This window comes from Magnetococcus marinus MC-1, from assembly GCF_000014865.1.
Lineage (GTDB): Bacteria > Pseudomonadota > Magnetococcia > Magnetococcales > Magnetococcaceae > Magnetococcus > Magnetococcus marinus.
The window spans coordinates 1,989,115-2,006,007 of sequence record NC_008576.1; the positions used below are offsets into that span (position 1 = coordinate 1,989,115).

Here is a 16,893-nt window from a genome sequence, read left to right on the forward strand (position 1 = left end):
GGATAGAGCGGGTGTTACATGCGGCTGTTGGGGTTAAGCAGAACCCGAACATTGCTGGAAATAGGCACACTGAAATCCTGGGCCCCCAAAGTGGCCCGGTCTTTCATGCGGATCAGCTGCACGTTAAAGAAAACCCGGTTGCGAGCCACCGTATAGGTGCCGGCAAAGATAGCCTCAGCGCGGGTCTCTTTATAAATCTTGTCCAATTCACGGGTCAGGACAAACTGCCCCTCTTTGGGTTTCATCAACAGATCGGTACGCAAATTCATCTGGGTAACGGTGTAACCGGCCTGGGTGAAACGTGCGGTCATCTGCTGGCTGACCAATCGCCCCAATGAGCTGGTTTTGGTCAGATCGTCATTGTCAACAAAACTGCCCGCAACAATGGGAAAACGCTGGGGAAACCGATTGGCCAAATTGGCAATCATGGCATCCGCCGCCCCATAGGCAGTGGTAAGGAGCTGGGTCTCTTGCGGGCTACCCTGTTCGCTGGGGGTGGAGATCAGCGGATAGGTGTCCGGATAACGGGCTTCCGCACAACCAGAGAGCAAAGCCGCCGTCAATAGGGTGACGGCCAACCCTTTGACGAAGGTAGTCATTAGCGGTCTACCACCGACAGTGAGGGGCCGCCCGTCTCAAGCAGCAGATCCTCTGTATTGGGACTCAAGGGCAATTTGGCATCCACCGAGGCCAATACCTGACGGTTGTTGACCCGTATCATGCGGGTGGTAAAATCCAACTCGGTACGGCCACGGGTATAGGTGCCGGTGACAACCGCATAAGCCTTATACTCGGCAGAGAGCTTTTCAATGTCACGAGAGAGAATAAACTCACCCTGCTGCATGCGAATCGCCAGATCTTGACGCAGCTTAGGCTCCAGCACCGCATAACCCTGCTGGGTAATGCGTGAGGCAATGTGATCGGCAATCAAGAGCCCCAGTTCAGAGGTGCTGTCCAGATTGCTACGATGCACAAAACTGGTGACCAAAATCGGCTTAGAGCGGTGGTAAGAAGGGTGGTTCTTACGCAGCTCCGCAATCAAAGCGTCAGCAATTTGGTGGCTCATGCCTACCAAATCGACCTCAGCGGGGGCGGACATTAATTGAACCGCCACCGGTGGCGGGGGAGGGGGAGCTTGCAGCACAATATTACAGCCACTCAGCGCCGTACTTAGTGCCAGCAGACCCAGGGAGAGGCCAGCGAGTCGTTTTTTCATGGTACCCTATCCGTTTTTATTTGAACTGGTCTTTGACGTTGGCCTTTTCGTAGGCCTGCTCGCGGGTGATGAGACCCTTCTGTATGCACTCTTGCAAACCTTGTTCCAAAGTTTGCATGCCTAGCTTGCGGCCTGTTTGAATGGATGAGTACATCTGGGCAACCTGATTCTCCCGAATCAGGTTTTTAATGGCACCCGTGCCGAGCATAATTTCGTGTACCGCAACCCGCCCACCGCCGCGTTTTTTTAACAGCACTTGCGAGATCACCGCTTTAAGGGATTCGGATAACATGGTGCGGATCATATCTTTTTCCGCAGCAGGAAAGGCGTCCACAATACGATCCACCGTCTTGGGCGCGGAGCTGGTATGCAGGGTACCAAACACCAAGTGACCGGTCTCGGCGGCGGTTAGAGCCAGACGAATGGTCTCCAAATCCCGCATCTCCCCAACCAAGATGGTGTCGGGATCTTCCCGTAGGGCAGCCCGGAGGGCGTTGGTGAAACTTAGGGTATCGCGATGCACCTCGCGTTGGCTAACCAGACTCTTTTTTGACTGGTGTACAAATTCGATGGGGTCTTCCACCGTGAGAATGTGCCCATAATCGGTACTGTTTTTATAATCCACCATAGCCGCCAGTGTGGTGGATTTGCCCGAACCGGTGGGGCCCGTGACCAATACAATGCCCCGTGGGGTGGCGGCAATCTCCTTAAAAATCTCAGGGGCACCCAGCTGTTCCAGGGTGAGCACCTCGGAAGGAATGGTCCGCAGTACCGCGCTCACCCCCCGTTGCTGCATGAAGGCGTTGACGCGAAAACGGGCAACCCCCTCCAACGCAAATGAAAAGTCGGATTCATGGGTTTCGGTAAAGCTCTGTTTCTGCACATCGTTCATAATACCGTGCAGCATAGCCAGCACATCGTCACTGGATTGGGTGGGTACGTCGATGCGCCGCACATCCCCATCAATCCGCACCATGGGGGGCAGCCCGGCAGAGAGGTGGAGATCTGAGCCGCCATTCTGGACGATAAAAGTGAGCAGATCGTTCAGTTCCATGGGTGATGATCCTCGCGCAAGTAAAAGGGGTTGCCAGGGTGATTTGCAAATCCGGTGCCTGACGATGGTACACCCCCGCACCGCAGCGGGCAATTGTCGCTCTTTCGATGCAGCAACCGTGGCTTTAAGAGGCAAATTTTTGTATAAAGGGTGTTTCATTTTGCGAAAGGGTGTGACCCTGCCCGCGTGGGTCGCCCCCATGGGATCATCGCGATGCGACTGCCATCAAAAGGAAACATTATGGCTTTGGATAAAGATAAGAGCAAAGCACTGGATGCCGCGCTGGCTCAAATTGAACGTCAGTTTGGTAAAGGCAGCATCATGCGCATGAGCGAAGGTGCCGCGACCGATATTCCTGTGGTCTCCACCGGTTCCCTCGGCTTGGATATTGCCTTGGGTGTGGGCGGCCTGCCCCGTGGCCGTATTGTCGAAGTGTATGGACCAGAATCCTCCGGCAAAACCACCATGGCCCTGCATGTGGCCGCAGAAATTCAGAAAGTGGGTGGGGTGGCCGCTTTCGTCGATGCCGAGCATGCACTGGATCCTATCTATGCGCGCAAGTTGGGTGTCAATGTGGATGAGCTGATCATCTCCCAGCCCGATACCGGGGAACAGGCCCTGGAAATTACCGATATGCTGGTACGCTCTGGCGCGGTGGACTTGGTGGTGGTGGACTCGGTGGCGGCGCTGACGCCACGGGCCGAGTTGGAAGGGGAGATGGGGGACTCTCACGTGGGTCTACAAGCCCGTCTGATGTCCCAAGCGCTGCGCAAATTAACCGGTAGCATTAGCCGGTCGAGCTCATTGGTGCTGTTTATTAACCAGATCCGTATGAAAATCGGTGTCATGTTTGGTAGCCCAGAGACCACCACCGGGGGGAATGCCCTCAAGTTCTATGCCTCGGTACGTCTGGATATTCGCCGCATTGGCTCCATTAAGGATAAAGAAGAGGTGGTGGGCAACCGCACCCGCGTCAAAGTGGTAAAAAATAAAATGGCCCCTCCCTTCCGCCAGTGCGAATTTGATATCACCTATGGACAGGGGGTCTCTCTGCATGGCGAACTGCTGGATATGGGCGTGGAGATGGGCGTGGTCGAAAAGTCCGGCGCTTGGTACTCCTATGACGGTGAGCGCATCGGCCAAGGCCGAGAAAATGCCAAACGCTACATGGCAGAAAACCCCAGTGCAGCCATGAAACTGGAAGATCAAATCCGTCTTAAAGAGGGCTTAAGCGCTAAACATGGTGCGGGCCAAAGCCCCGCAACCGAAACCAAAGGCGTGCCCAGCCCCAAGAGTGGTTCCTCTGCCAAAGGCTCGTCGAGAGCAGCCAAAGCCGCCGCAGCCGAAGAGGATTCAACCGAAGATAGCTTTGCCGACGATGCCTAACCCTTAGCACCCTATGTTATGGGATCAACCGCTGTGCCAGTCGGTACAGCGGTTGATTAAAAATCTGTGGGCGATGTTTCTCTTCGTCTACCTGTTTGGTTGTCACCCTTCAATGGATCTTGCAGATACAGCGCCTTATGTCCAATACCTTTGAACAGATCGATCCATGTAACCTGCGTGAGGAGCTGGAGAGCCGCTATCTGGCTTATGCCCTCTCCACCATTATCAGCCGTTCCCTGCCCGATGTGCGGGATGGCTTAAAACCGGTACATCGGCGCATTCTATTTGCCATGCGCGCGCTACGCCTGGACCCCAACAGCCCCTATAAAAAATCGGCACGGGTGGTGGGGGATGTGATCGGTAAATATCACCCCCACGGTGACCAAGCTGCTTACGACGCCATGGTGCGGTTGGCGCAAGAGTTTGCGGTGCGCTATCCCTTGGTGGATGGGCAGGGCAACTTTGGCAATATTGATGGCGATAGCGCCGCTGCCATGCGCTATACCGAAGCCCGCCTGACCAGTGTGGCCAAAGCGCTGCTGGAAGATTTGGAGATGGATACGGTGGACTTTATGCCCACCTATGATGGCTCCATGGAAGAGCCGGTGGTGCTGCCGGCCCGTTTCCCCAACCTGCTGGCCAACGGCTCATCGGGCATTGCGGTGGGCATGTCTACCAATGTGCCCCCCCATAATGTGGGGGAGATTCTGGACGCCTGCCTGCTGCTTATCAGCAAACCAAATTGTAGCATTGAAGAGCTCATGCAACACCTGCCCGCCCCCGATTTTCCCACCGGCGGCATTTTGATGGCCGATCATGCTGAACGGTTGGAGGTCTACAGCGAAGGGCGGGGGAGTCTACGTCTGCGGGCACGCTGGGCGGTGGAGGATCTGGGGCGGGGTTTGTGGCAGATCGTGGTGACGGAAATTCCTTATCAGGTGCAAAAATCTCGCCTGATTGAGCGCATCGCGCAACTGGTTATCGACCGAAAATGTCCCTTTTTAACCAATGTGCGGGATGAGTCTGACGAAAATCTGCGTATTGTGCTGGAGCCTCGCGCCCGCACGCTGGACCCTGAATTAATCATGCATTTTTTGTTTAAACATTCGGATCTGGAATCCCGCGCCAGCTTTAACCTAAACGTGATTGTGGGGGGGCACCGGCCCGAGGTGTTGGACCTTAAAGGCATCCTGCGCCACTGGTTGGACCACCGCTTTGTGGTACATACCCGCCGGGCCAGTTATGAACTGAAAAAAATCCGTGAGCGGTTGCACCTGTTACAGGCGTTCCTCATCGTCCATCTGAATATTGATGAGGTGATCGAGATCATCAAAAAGAATGATGATCCCGCACCGGTGTTGATGGCGCGTTTTTCCCTGGATGAGATTCAGGCCGAGGCGATTCTGAACATGCGTTTGCGCAATTTGCGCAAGCTTGAAGAGATGAAAATTCGGAAGGAGATGGAGGAGTTGCAGGCCCGAGCCGACCTGCTGGAGGCGATGTTGGCCGATGATAAAATCATGTGGAAAGCGATTCGTGACGAACTAAAAGCGACCCGCAAAGAGTTTGCCGATGTGCGCCGCACCGAGATTTGTGGCTCGGTAGAGGATGTGCATGTGCGCCCCGAAGATTTTGTGGAGAAAGAGCCCATCTCGGTCATCCTCTCCCAAATGGGTTGGGTTAAAGCCAACAAAGGCCACGATGTAAACACCGAGGTGCTGCGCTTTAAAGGGGATGATCTGCTGCTGCGATCTTTCCCCTGCTACACCAATCAGTCGGTCTCGTTTATTAGCCAGAGCGGCAAGCTGTTTACCATTTTGGCCAGCAACCTGCCCGCAGGCAAAGGGTTTGGTGAACCGTTGACCAGTATGTTTGATCTGGATGGGGGGGATCGGGTGCTGTGGGCGTTGCCGGTGGATCCAGAACAGGAGTATCTGCTGATTACCCGTCTGGGCCAGGGTTTCCGCGTTAAAGGGGTGGATCTCATCGCCAACCAGCGCAAAGGCAAACAGTTGATTACCCTCAAAAGTGGCGACCAACCGCTGCATCTGCACCCAGTTAAGGGTCCTTGGGTGGGCTCCATCAGCCGCAGTCGCCGCTTGTTGATCTTCCCCATTGAACAATTCCCCTTGATGGCCAAAGGCAAAGGGGTGCGGGTGCAAAAATTGGGTGCGGATGAGGTGGTGGTGGATGTCACCACCTTTACCGATGAAGAGGGCTTTGTGTTGGATTCGGGCAAAAAGACCAAACATGTCACCGATTATGATCAGTGGCATGGCAACCGCGCCGGACGGGGCGCGATGCTGCCCCACGGCTTTTTGAGCGGGGCGGTGTTCGCCGGTACTGGGGCCTCGCCGCTGAAGGCGGGTAAGGGACTGACAGGTGAACTGTTTGACGACTGACCACACCACCGTGTTGAGCAAACATCGGTATGGCATAAGGGCTGTAGCATGATCGTCTGGTTACAGAGATTGGACCGCATCAATGAACGGGTAGGGCGGGGCGTCGCTTGGCTAACCTTGGCCATGGTGATCATGACCGTTGTGGTGGTGGTATTGCGCTACCTGTTCAACCAGGGATCCATCGCCATGCAGGAGTCCATTACCTACATGCACGGCATGCTCTTTATGTTGGGAGCCGGTTATACCCTGCGTCACGATGGTCATGTGCGGGTGGATCTTTTTTACCGACCCCGCTCTGCCAAGGCCAAGGCGTGGGTCAACCTGCTGGGGACCCTGCTGCTGCTGCTGCCCTTGATGATCTTTTTGCTGTTGATAAGCTTTGACTATGTGGCGGCATCCTGGTCAATCTTCGAGGGTTCTCACGAGGCGGGCGGCTTGGATGGGGTGTGGCTGCTTAAATCTGTATTGCTGATCATGCCCGCTTTGATGATGGTGCAAGGGTTGGCCCAGGTCGGCAAAGCGCTGCTTATTCTCCGGGGACACGAAGTGCCGGGCCTAACCGAAGAGATCCATGAACAGGAGGGGGCATAATGGAAGCGTATGCCGCGCTCTACATGTTTGCTGGGGTCTGTGTGGTGCTGCTGTCGGGTTATCCCGTGGCTTTTGCGCTAGGGGGAACCGCGCTGCTATTTGCGTGGGGGGGATCTCTACTTGACCTTTACGATCTAAGCGATCTGGCCTTTATGCCCAACCGCCTGTTCGGCATTATGACCAACGATACGCTGATTGCCGTACCGCTGTTTATCTTTATGGGTATGGTGCTGGAACGCTCCCGGGTGGCCGAACAGCTGCTGGATACCATGGCCATGCTGTTTGGCCCATTGCGGGGGGGCTTGGGTATCTCTGTCACCCTGGTGGGCATGCTGATGGCCGCTAGTACCGGCATTGTGGGGGCGACCGTCGTGACCATGGGTCTGCTCTCGCTGCCAACCATGCTGCGACGCAACTATGATCCCGCTGTGGCGGCGGGTACCATCTGCGCCTCGGGTACCTTGGGGCAAATTATCCCCCCCTCCATTGTCTTGGTGCTGCTGGGGGATGTGATCTCGGCCTCCTATCAACAGGCGCAACTGCAAATGGGCAGCTACTCCCCCCGCACCATCTCGGTGGGGGATCTGTTTGTGGGGGCGTTGATTCCCGGTTTAATGCTGGTGGGGTTCTATATCCTTTATCTGCTGTGGCTGGCTTGGCGGCGGCCCGAGGCGGTACCCGCAATCCCCGCGCAAGAGCGCACCTTAAAAGGGCGGGCGCTGGTTTTGCAGGTATTCAAGGTGCTGGTACCACCACTGTTTTTAATCCTGGCGGTGCTGGGCTCTATCCTTGGCGGGCTGGCGACGCCGACCGAAGCGGCCTCGGTGGGGGCCATGGGGGCCTTGCTGTTGGCGGCCCTGCAAAAACAGCTCACCCTGCAAACCCTGCAAAGGGTTATGCAAGGCACCACCCGTGTCACCAGTATGGTCTTTTTAATCTTTGTGGGGGCAACCCTCTTTTCCCTGGTTTTTCGGGGTTTTGGTGGCGATCAGCTGGTCGCAGAGCTGCTACAGGATCTACCCGGTGGTAAGTTTGGGGCGATGCTGGCTGTGATGCTGCTTATGTTTGTGTTGGGCTTTTTTATTGATTTTATCGAGATCACCTTTGTGGTGGTGCCCATCGTTGGCCCCATTTTGCTCATGATGGGGTTTGACCCCATCTGGTTGGGGGTGATGATCGCCATCAATTTACAAACCTCGTTTTTAACCCCGCCCTTTGGCTTTTCGCTCTTTTATCTACGGGGGGTGGCCCCTGCGCAGCTCTCTACGCTACAGATCTATCGAGGGGTGTTGCCCTTTATTGCCCTTCAGATGCTGGCTTTAGCCGCGCTGGCACAGTGGCCCAATCTGGCGACATGGTTGCCGAGGCTGGTTTATGGCGAGTAACAAAGGTATTGGGGGGGCAACCCCCGGTTGTCAATAAAAAGGGTTATCCATGGCGGCGATTCTTGGCAGGAGCAGCATAAGCCCGGGATGTGACGTGTATCCGCTTGCCTGGCAGAAGCACAAAAAGAATCGCAACGGATGCAAGAATTATTGGCAAGGGCGGCAGCTGCACAGCAATAGCGGCCACCCACGGTATACTGAGTGCCGCAAAAAGCCGCATTCCAATCGCCATAAAATCTGTGATGCTTGATCGCGACGTCGATCCATCTGCCCATTCACGCAACCCCCTATCACGCGGATGGCAGATTATTATCCGTGGGATGTTCCGGTAGAGAGTCCGCGCCATATGCCAGACGCCCCCATGTTGGTAACATGGGGGCGTCTGTGTGGCGGGCATGGTTAATCCAGAGGGGCGAGATTAGCGATAGACCTTGTTTAAAAAGTCGATCAAAATCTCTTCCACCACCTCTTCGGTAATCTTGGAGAGCTTGAATTCGCGGGGCTCTTCCGCTTGATCATCAATCCACATATGCACCCACATTTTGCCATCAAGAATGGCCTCTTCAAACATCAAACGGTCGGCCTTTTCCAGGGTTTTTTCGCGGATAACCTCGCGTTGAAAACGAGGATAGCTGTTTAGCTGAACGCGGGAGGCTTGCAGCGTGATCTGGCTGCTGTAGGTTTGACGAGTATCCGGGTGAAAGGTGGGATGGTGAAACGCCGAACAGGCGAAACCACGACTCTCGACCGTATCGGCCATAAGGTAGCACATGTGGCTGATAACATCGGTAAGCTGTTTCCAGTTTTCAATGCGCTCTTGCAGCTTATCAATATCGGTATAGAGCACGCCATCGTTCTTATGCCGATCTTCAAACGCTTTCAACAGTTCGCCAATACGGCCCGTGAACTTTTTTTCGCCACTTTTCATGGTTAATTTCCCTTTACGCGTTTGCTGCTCGGTTGCCCTGTCCTATGGCTGAATACCCAGCAAACCCTCAATGATTAACTGCGCCTCACTCGCCCTATATTATGACGTTCTTATGTTCAAGTGGGAATAGAAAAAGCAAAGGGCACAAAAAACCTTATATAAAGGTGTCTGTATATATGCAAAAAGAAACTAAATTTTATTGGGTTAGCAATGGCTATGCCGATTGTTCACGCACCCTGATCCTATGCATGAGCCGCTTTAAGCAACAAGCCCTAGCATGGGAGGCGGCCAGGGGGATTGCGCCTTAATAATCCATGCTCGGCTGTTCGGGGGCCAATACCTCGCGCTTGCCTTGGTGGTTGGTGGGGGAGACCAATCCATCCTCTTCCATCTGCTCCACAATACGGGCCGCGCGGTTATAACCGATCTTAAAGTGACGCTGGATCATACTGGTACTAACCCGCCGCTGCCGCACCACCAACTGCGCAGCCTGATCATAAAATTCGTCATAATCGGCCAAGTTACCGCCTGCGGAGCCCATCTCCATACCCATGTCACCAAGGGCATCACCATCATCCTCATCACGGGGAATCAGAATGTTATCGTCATAGTCGGGGCTGCCAAACTGTTTCCAATGTTTGACCAAAGCATGCACCTCGCCATCGGCTACAAAGGGGGCGTGGATGCGCTGTAGGTGCGAGGTGCCCGGCGGCAGGTAGAGGCCATCCCCCATGCCCAACAGACGGTCGGCCCCCATGGCGTCCAAAATGGTGCGCGAATCAATGCGCGAGGAGACCTGAAAGGCCAAACGGGTGGGAAAGTTGGCCTTAATCAGACCGGTGATAACATCCACCGAGGGGCGCTGCGTGGCCAAAATAAGATGCAGACCCGCCGCCCGTGCCATCTGTGCCAAACGGGCAATGGCCGGTTCCACCTCTTTACCAACCTGGATCATCAGGTCCGCCAGCTCATCAATAACGATAACAATCAGCGGTTTTTTCTTGAGTGGAATGGGCTCGTCCCGCTCCACTGGGGCCCCGGTTTCGGGATCAAAGCCCACCTTCACACGGCGGGTGGGTTGCTCGCCGCTGGCCAGCATCTGATCCATCTTTTCATTGAAGCCCGCCAAATTACGAACGCCAATCTCCGACATTAACCGGTAGCGCTCCTCCATCTCATGCACCGCCCACTTGAGCAATGTGGCCGATTTGCTCACATCTGTCACCACCGGGGCCAGCAGGTGAGGAATCCCTTCGTAAATGGAGAGCTCCAGCATCTTGGGGTCCACCATGAGGAAACGCACCTCATCGGGCCGGGCATTAAACAGGATAGAGCAGATCATGGCGTTCACTGCCACCGATTTACCCGAACCGGTGGTACCCGCCACCAAGAGGTGGGGCATCTTGGCAAGGTTGGCCACCACGGGCTCCCCCTCAATATCCGAGCCTAAGGCGACGGTCAGGGGGGCTTTGTTCTCTTGAAACGCCTTGCATTGCAGCACTTCGCGCAGATAGACCGTTTCGCGTACCTCGTTGGGTACCTCAATGCCAATCACGCTTTTACCGGGAATGTTACCCACCACCCGCACCGACAGCGCCGAAATAGAACGTGCCAGATCGTCGGCAATGCCTACTACCTTGGAAGATTTTAAGCCGGGAGCGGGGTCTAATTCATAGGTGGTCACCACCGGACCAGGGTGATAATCAATAATCTGCCCCTTAACCTTAAAGTGCCCCAACACCGCCTCCAACTGCCGTGCCTTGGCATTCAGCGCCGACTCATCCACCACATGCGCCGTGGGGTCGGGCAGTTGCAGCATGGCAATGTCCGGCAAAATATAACGCTGTTCCGGCGGTAAGGGGGGGGCTGTAGAGGTTGGCACAGCGGCAACAGGTGCAGAGCGCGGAGGGGCTTGAAGCGTAACCTCAGCCATGGAAGCCTGGGCAAAGGGCGCCTCCTCCGGCGCCATAGGGAGAGCCTCAATGGAGCCATCCGTAGGGGTGGGCTGGGCAAAAACCTCGTCTTCCAGCTCGGGAGCGGGCTGGGCAAAAACCTCGTCTTCCAGCTCGGGAGCGGACGCAGCAGGGGGCTCCATGAGTGGGGGCTGATTAAACGTGTTTGCCGTCATAGGATTTTCGGCAAAAGCTTCTGTCTGTGTCATGGGGCTGGCCTGTAAAGCGGCCTCAGCCATGGGGGCTGTATGAAAGCCATCCGTGATGGGCGCGGTCTCAAAGGCACGATCAATCACGGGGGGGTGATCTAAGAAGCGCTCTACCTCGGGAGCCGTAGGGAAATTTTCGGCTATGGGGGCTGAGATACCGGCTGCCACCACGTCGGCCTCTGGCTCTATGACATCATGGGGCGTGGTGGGCTCGGTCTGGCTTGGTTCAAATGCTTCGTACGATTGCACATCTGGCCAGAATTCCTCTTCTCCATCCAAATCAGAGGAGAGGCTCTCGCCCATGCTGGCCATGGCGGTGAGGGCCGCCGCCGCCGGGGTAGGGGCCGCTTGGAGTAGTGAGGCCGCCATCAAGGCGTTATCCGCACCATCCTGTCCACTCTCTGGAAGGGCGGCATCCGCATCATCGGACCCAGCTTCTGCGGTTGGCCTAGGGTCGGAATATTCCTGGCTTGATAGGCTCTCTGTGGCGGAAAAATCCCTCGCTAACGGGGGCAGCGTGGACGCGCCGTGGTTCGCCTTGAGCGTTTGTAAAATACGCGCCTCTTTGGCTTGTAAAGGATCCACAGCGGGGGGCGGTGGCGTAGGGGGTAGCTCAGGAGCAGCCTCTCTTGGCGTATCCAAGCTGCTTGTATCCCCTTGAAAGACAGGATGGAGCTTTTCTGCAACCTGACGAGCGGCTGCAATAATGTTGGGTACGGGCTGTTGATCCCCATTGGCAGGATCTTCCACCACAATATCCCCAACCGGCCCCTCATGCATATCCCCCGTGGCTTCGGCTAAGGCTACCGCTTCGGCAATGGTTAACTCGGCTTCTTGCAAGGGATTGACCTGATCATTGGGGTCCACCAGCAGCGTCGCAGCTGGCGTTGTTTCATCATCGGATTCTTGCAATTGAGCCAAGGCATGCGCATCTAAATGGGGCATCTCCGGTGGCGTGGGTTCCTGCAATAAACCGCGCTGCGCAATAGCTTGTGCCAGGGAGGATAACGTGGGATCTTGGGCTTGTGTCAAATCCGCCAAATCAAGTTCCGGATCCATCACCTCTGCCTCACCACTGGCGATGGCGTGCCCCTCGGGCAGCCCTTTGAGGGCCAATTGACGGGCAATACTCTCGGCTAAGGGGTCGAGTAGGCTCTCCTCCTCCCGCTCTTCATCCTCATCCTCCAGTTCCTCCAGTTCCTCCAGATCCTTCTCCTGTTGGGCAAAGTCATGCCAACCCCCTTGCGGCTCAAAATCGTCATGATCATCCGCCGGTGCCCAATCCAACGACACCGTAGGTCTGGCTGGTGTGGCAGGTTTGGCGTCACATTCATAGGGGGGCTGCTCGCCCACCAGATCAGCCAAGCTCCTTAAAAGGGCATTCTCCGCTGTTGGAGGTGGCTGGTCATGCGCACCACCATGCAGCGTGGCCTCCGCCAAGGCTTGAGAGAGGTTTTGATTTAACTGTTCGGTGGGCTCATGCCAAGGCTCATCGTCAAAATGAGGCTCTTGCTGGGTAAGCTCTGGAGAAAACGCCTCAAAACTGGGCTCCTGACGGCCATCTTCCGCTGCGCTGGTAAAAGGCGCATCCACATCCACCGCCGCCATGGCCGCCATAGCGGCATCCTCATTGCGGGCAGGCTTGCGCAGAATGTGTGCCATCACCGGTTTCTTTACGCGGCTATGCATCTCATCCTGAGCATGCTTTTTAAGGCTATTTAACTGCATACGCCGACGTAAACGGCCCAGCTGGGTAAGCAGGCTGGCCCACTGTAACAGGCGTGCCCACCCATGGCTGAGGCGCTGCCCAACCCGCTCCCCTAACTGGGTAACAGCGCCCGGTATGTCGCGTTCGTCTGCCAAGGGATCCTCAGCAATATGGCCGCTGTGTACCGGGTTGCTGCCAAGCTCTGCCACATGACCCAAAAGGCGCTCTTTGGCTTGGGATTTTTGATCAACCTGCTCTTGGTGCATCTCCCGTTCATCCTGCCACAGCGCCCACCTAGCCAGTAGTTGGGTGACGGATAAATGGGTGGTGAGCAGAAAACTAATGATGGCAAGCACCACCAATATCCCCACCGACCCCCAAGCGCCAAAGGTGTAGTACATCACCCGGCCTGTCACAATACCCAGCCAACCCCCATGTCCAGCGGGTAGCCCCTCGTTCAGCGGCAGGGTTGGAAAGACAAGGCTCATCAGGGCGCAGAGCGAGGCAAGAAAAATCGGCAGCGCGATTACGCGATGCCACGGCAGATAAAAGGGCGGCTGTCGGAACATGCGTAAACCCAAAATGGCCATAAACAGGGGCACCAACAGCGCCGACCAGCCCAGGGTTTGAAACATCACATCGGAAAGATAGGCACCCGCTTGCCCGGCTAAATTTTGTGCGGGCATGGGGTTGGTATGGTTAAACGATGGGTCGGCTCGATGATATGAAGCCAGACTTAGAGTAAGAAAAGCCGTGGCGCACGCCAATACAATGCCCGTTCCCTCACGGTATTGGGCCTCTCTCTTGTCATCCTTGACAGCGTCAGATCCTTTGACGCGATTGCGCTGCTTGCCTCGCGTAGATGCCACGTCCTACATCTCCATCACCATAGGGAGAACCACCGGTCGGCGTCCTAGCCGTTTTTTGAAAAAGCGCCGTAACGCACGTACTGCGATATCACTAGCGCCTACCTGTTCATCCTCATTAAAATCCATGCCTTTGGCCCCAATAGCAAGGGCCTGTGCAACCGTTTCGCGCATTTCTTCCAACATCTGGGGATTTTCATCTTCATGGATCACCCCACGGGTGAGGATTTCTGGCCCCTCCAGCAGTTGCCCGCCATCTTTAGCCACCACCATCACCACCACCACCATGCCATCCTCGGAAAGATGGCGCCGATCCCGCATCACAATATCACAAATATCGCCAACCCCTTTACCATCCACAAACACCCGGCCATGCTCAACCCGGTCGATAATGCTGATATGGTTGGGGGTTAGCTCCACCAGATCACCGTTTTCCATGACCAAAGAGCGCTCCTCAGCTACACCCATTGCCAAGGCCAGTTTGCGATGCAGGTGTAGATGGCGGGGTTCGCCATGCATTGGAATAAAAAAACGTGGTTTGGTCAGCGCCAGCATGGTTTTTAAATCATCCGCTGGGGCATGACCAGAGACGTGAATGTGGGGGTTGTCCTTTTCATGCACAACCTCAACACCCCGCTCATAGAGCAGGTTAATCAAGCTCCAAATCGCCCGCTCATTGCCCGGAATAAACTTGGAAGAGAGAATGACCATATCCCCAGCCCCCAAGATAATATCCCGATGCTCTTGGTGGGCAATGCGCATCAAGGAGGAGTTGGGCTCCCCTTGGCTGCCCGTGCTGATGATGCAAAGCCGATGGCGTTCATGGTTCTTAATGCTTTTGACCGTGACCAGATCATCCCCATCCAGCCGGATAAAACCCAGCTCACGGGCCACCCCAACATTGGCCTCCATGGAGCGGCCATTGAGCACCACCTTGCGACCATGGGCAATGGCCGAGTCAACAATTTGTTGGATACGATGGATGTTAGAGCTAAACGTTGCACACACCACCAAACCTTGGGCGCGGGCCATCTGTTCATCCAGGGCGGGGCGCACACTGCTCTCGGACCGAGACGAGCCGCTGCGGTCCACGTTGGTGGAGTCGGAGAGCAGGGCCAAAACCCCCTCTTCCCCCAACTTGGCAAGGCTGAACAGATCGCTGGTCAAACCGTTGACCGGCGTGTGATCAAACTTAAAATCACCACTATGCAAAAGGGTACCAATGGGGGTGCGAATGGCCACCGCCGAGGCGTCCACAATGGAGTGGGTAACATGAATAAAGATTAGGTTAAAAGGACCTACTTGAAAGGCCTCGCGATGGCGTACCTCGCGAATGGTGGCGGTGGAGAGGTCATGCTCCTTAAATTTCATCTTGACCAGCCCCAGGGTAAAGGCTGTGCCAAAGATGGGGGACTCTAGACGGGGCCACACATAGGGCAGGGCACCAATATGATCTTCGTGCCCATGGGTAAGGATAATGCCCACCACATCCTGTTTACGCTCTTCCAACCAGCGAATATCGGGAATAATCACATCCACACCGGGGGTGTCTGGTGAGGGAAAGGTTAAACCGGTATCAAAAACCAGCAATTTTCCCTGGCACTCATAGACCATCAGGTTCATGCCGATCTCACCCAGCCCACCTAAGGGTAAAATGCGTACAGATCCTTCAGTGCTGCTTGTCATGCTTTATGCTCCGGGTGGTCTACATCATCATCATCGACATTATGGTCAGCGGCCCATTGGGCCTCTTCGGCGGCTTCTTGCTCGGCGCGTTTGCGCTCGATGCCGCGACCAAAAAAGATTGAAATTTCATACATCAACATAATGGGTATGGCCAACATTACCTGGGTAAAGGGGTCTGGCGGGGTTAAAATGGCCGCCGCCACAAAGGCCAATACAATATTGTATTTACGTTTGTCTACCAAACCCGCCGTAGAGACAACCCCGGCCTTAATGGCCAACAACAGCCCCACCGGCAGCTCAAAGGTAATACCAAAGGCAATGATGAGCTTAATCACCAGCGAAAGATACTCCCGCATGGACGGTAGCGCTTCGATGGTAGACGACTGAAACCCCAAGAAAAATTTAAAAGCCAATGGAAAAACAAAGTAGTAAGCTAGGGTGCCACCCATAAAAAAGAGAACCGGTGTGACAAACAAAAAGGGCAGGATGGCCGAACGCTCATGTTGGTAAAGCCCCGGCGCAATAAACAGCCACATCTGGGTAAACAGCACCGGCATAGCGAGAAACAGTCCCGCAAAAAAAGAGACCTTGATCTGCGTAAAAAAGGCTTCATGCAGGGCCGTGTAGATCATCTTTGCCTGGGGGCCCAAAATCTCATGCAGGGGGGCCGCCAAAAACTCAAAAATTTGCTCAGAAAAGCTGTAGCACAAGATAAAGCCGACAATAATCGCCCCTACCGAGATCATCAATCGGTTGCGTAGCTCAATGAGATGTTCAACCAGCGGGGCTTTTTGTTCAACGTCCAGGTTCATGGCCGCTCATGCTCCAGATTTTAAATGGCAATCGGCGCACCCTCGCGAAAAGATGCGCCGTTTATGAAGGGTTGGGGTGGCGTTGCCGTAACAGGGGCGCGATGCAACCACCAGCCATGCGTAACGCCACCATGCTATGCCGGGCAAAAAAAACAGACAACGACCACGGCGACAGTCAATCCCACCGGATACACAGCCCCAACCCCTACCCTCGTGGGGAAGGCCGGGAACAGGGTTAAACAGATTTAGGCGCTTCTGCCGGATGAGCCGTCTCAGCGGCAGGCTTCGGCTCAGCAGCAGGCTTCGGCTCGGCAGCCGATGCAGGCGAGAGAGCCGCCGTGGTGGGGGGCGGCGGTGCATCATCCCCATCGGCATATTGATAACCGGCGACCTCATCTTCATACCAATCATCGGCAGCGGCTTTGCCTTTGCCGCTGGCTTGGGCAACCTGCGGCGGAGGCAGGTCCAGCCGCTCAGAAGCGGCCAGCGGTGCCGGAGCCGACCCTTGGCTGGGACGATTGCTGTGCTGAATTTCATCCAGATCCACGCTGTCGCGGATATCCTGGGCAAACCGTTGCATCTGGCGTAGGGCTTTGGCTAAACCACGGGCAACCTCTGGAAGTTTATCCGGCCCGATCACCACCAACGCCACCACCAGGATGATGAAAATCTCACCCCAACCCATACCAAACATCGCG

Annotated in this window: 12 protein-coding genes; 4 read left to right on the forward strand and 8 right to left on the reverse strand. The window is 55.4% G+C overall.

Annotated features, from left to right (window positions below):
• Positions 1-14 precede the first annotated feature (14 nt).
• The 3 genes from MMC1_RS08190 to MMC1_RS08200 are packed head-to-tail and all read right to left on the reverse strand — an operon-like array spanning position 15 to position 2,270.
• A complete protein-coding gene (locus MMC1_RS08190; protein ID WP_011713264.1) occupies positions 15-599 on the reverse strand; it encodes a FlgO family outer membrane protein in 585 nt (194 codons plus the stop codon).
• Positions 599-1,216, reverse strand: a complete 618-nt coding sequence (locus MMC1_RS19880) for a FlgO family outer membrane protein (RefSeq protein ID WP_011713265.1) — start codon at positions 1,214-1,216, stop codon at positions 599-601. Before MMC1_RS19880 ends, MMC1_RS08190 begins: the two co-directional genes overlap by 1 nt.
• Before the next feature lie 16 nt (positions 1,217-1,232).
• Entirely contained in the window at positions 1,233-2,270 is a 1,038-nt protein-coding gene (locus tag MMC1_RS08200) for a type IV pilus twitching motility protein PilT (protein WP_011713266.1), read from the reverse strand.
• A 240-nt stretch (positions 2,271-2,510) separates the two neighbouring features.
• On the opposite strand from MMC1_RS08200, the gene recA reads away from it, so the two are divergent.
• The 4 genes from recA (at position 2,511) to MMC1_RS08220 (ending at position 8,034) form a co-directional block, all read left to right on the forward strand.
• Positions 2,511-3,656 (forward strand): recombinase RecA, encoded by a 1,146-nt coding sequence (gene recA, locus MMC1_RS08205; RefSeq protein WP_227665308.1) that lies wholly within the window; start codon positions 2,511-2,513, stop codon positions 3,654-3,656.
• A gap of 137 nt (positions 3,657-3,793) precedes the next feature.
• Complete coding sequence (parC, locus tag MMC1_RS08210) at positions 3,794-6,058, forward strand: DNA topoisomerase IV subunit A (RefSeq protein ID WP_011713268.1); 2,265 nt, start codon at positions 3,794-3,796, stop codon at positions 6,056-6,058.
• Between the two features lie 48 nt (positions 6,059-6,106).
• Complete coding sequence (locus MMC1_RS08215) at positions 6,107-6,649, forward strand: TRAP transporter small permease subunit (protein ID WP_011713269.1); 543 nt, start codon at positions 6,107-6,109, stop codon at positions 6,647-6,649.
• Complete coding sequence (locus MMC1_RS08220; protein WP_011713270.1) at positions 6,649-8,034, forward strand: TRAP transporter large permease; 1,386 nt, start codon at positions 6,649-6,651, stop codon at positions 8,032-8,034. Before MMC1_RS08215 ends, MMC1_RS08220 begins: the two co-directional genes overlap by 1 nt.
• Positions 8,035-8,452: 418 nt before the next feature.
• On the opposite strand, the gene MMC1_RS08225 is transcribed toward MMC1_RS08220, so the two are convergent.
• The 5 genes from MMC1_RS08225 to tatB form a co-directional block, all read right to left on the reverse strand.
• Positions 8,453-8,962 carry a hypothetical protein gene (locus MMC1_RS08225; protein WP_011713271.1) on the reverse strand — a complete coding sequence of 170 codons (510 nt, stop codon included), beginning with the start codon at positions 8,960-8,962 and terminating at the stop codon, positions 8,453-8,455.
• A gap of 304 nt (positions 8,963-9,266) precedes the next feature.
• The gene (locus MMC1_RS19885; protein ID WP_011713272.1) at positions 9,267-13,700 is read right to left on the reverse strand and encodes a DNA translocase FtsK; all 4,434 of its coding nucleotides are present in this window, start codon (positions 13,698-13,700) and stop codon (positions 9,267-9,269) included.
• A gap of 3 nt (positions 13,701-13,703) precedes the next feature.
• Positions 13,704-15,383 (reverse strand): ribonuclease J, encoded by a 1,680-nt coding sequence (locus MMC1_RS08235; RefSeq protein WP_011713273.1) that lies wholly within the window; start codon positions 15,381-15,383, stop codon positions 13,704-13,706.
• A complete protein-coding gene (gene tatC / locus MMC1_RS08240; RefSeq protein WP_011713274.1) occupies positions 15,380-16,195 on the reverse strand; it encodes a twin-arginine translocase subunit TatC in 816 nt (271 codons plus the stop codon). The genes MMC1_RS08235 and tatC overlap by 4 nt, the downstream gene beginning before the upstream one ends.
• Positions 16,196-16,430: 235 nt before the next feature.
• Complete coding sequence (gene tatB, locus MMC1_RS08245) at positions 16,431-16,889, reverse strand: Sec-independent protein translocase protein TatB (RefSeq protein WP_011713275.1); 459 nt, start codon at positions 16,887-16,889, stop codon at positions 16,431-16,433.
• Positions 16,890-16,893: the final 4 nt, after the last annotated feature.

What these genes read in the sequence shown, in the direction of transcription:
- MMC1_RS08190 (WP_011713264.1), bottom strand. Translation starts at nt 599, where the DNA reads ATGACTACCTTCGTCAAAGGGTTGGCCGTCACCCTATTGACGGCGGCT.
- MMC1_RS19880 (WP_011713265.1), bottom strand. Translation starts at nt 1,216, where the DNA reads ATGAAAAAACGACTCGCTGGCCTCTCCCTGGGTCTGCTGGCACTAAGT.
- MMC1_RS08200 (WP_011713266.1), bottom strand. Translation starts at nt 2,270, where the DNA reads ATGGAACTGAACGATCTGCTCACTTTTATCGTCCAGAATGGCGGCTCA.
- recA (WP_227665308.1), top strand. Translation starts at nt 2,511, where the DNA reads ATGGCTTTGGATAAAGATAAGAGCAAAGCACTGGATGCCGCGCTGGCT.
- parC (WP_011713268.1), top strand. Translation starts at nt 3,794, where the DNA reads ATGTCCAATACCTTTGAACAGATCGATCCATGTAACCTGCGTGAGGAG.
- MMC1_RS08215 (WP_011713269.1), top strand. Translation starts at nt 6,107, where the DNA reads ATGATCGTCTGGTTACAGAGATTGGACCGCATCAATGAACGGGTAGGG.
- MMC1_RS08220 (WP_011713270.1), top strand. Translation starts at nt 6,649, where the DNA reads ATGGAAGCGTATGCCGCGCTCTACATGTTTGCTGGGGTCTGTGTGGTG.
- MMC1_RS08225 (WP_011713271.1), bottom strand. Translation starts at nt 8,962, where the DNA reads ATGAAAAGTGGCGAAAAAAAGTTCACGGGCCGTATTGGCGAACTGTTG.
- MMC1_RS08235 (WP_011713273.1), bottom strand. Translation starts at nt 15,383, where the DNA reads ATGACAAGCAGCACTGAAGGATCTGTACGCATTTTACCCTTAGGTGGG.
- tatC (WP_011713274.1), bottom strand. Translation starts at nt 16,195, where the DNA reads ATGAACCTGGACGTTGAACAAAAAGCCCCGCTGGTTGAACATCTCATT.
- tatB (WP_011713275.1), bottom strand. Translation starts at nt 16,889, where the DNA reads ATGTTTGGTATGGGTTGGGGTGAGATTTTCATCATCCTGGTGGTGGCG.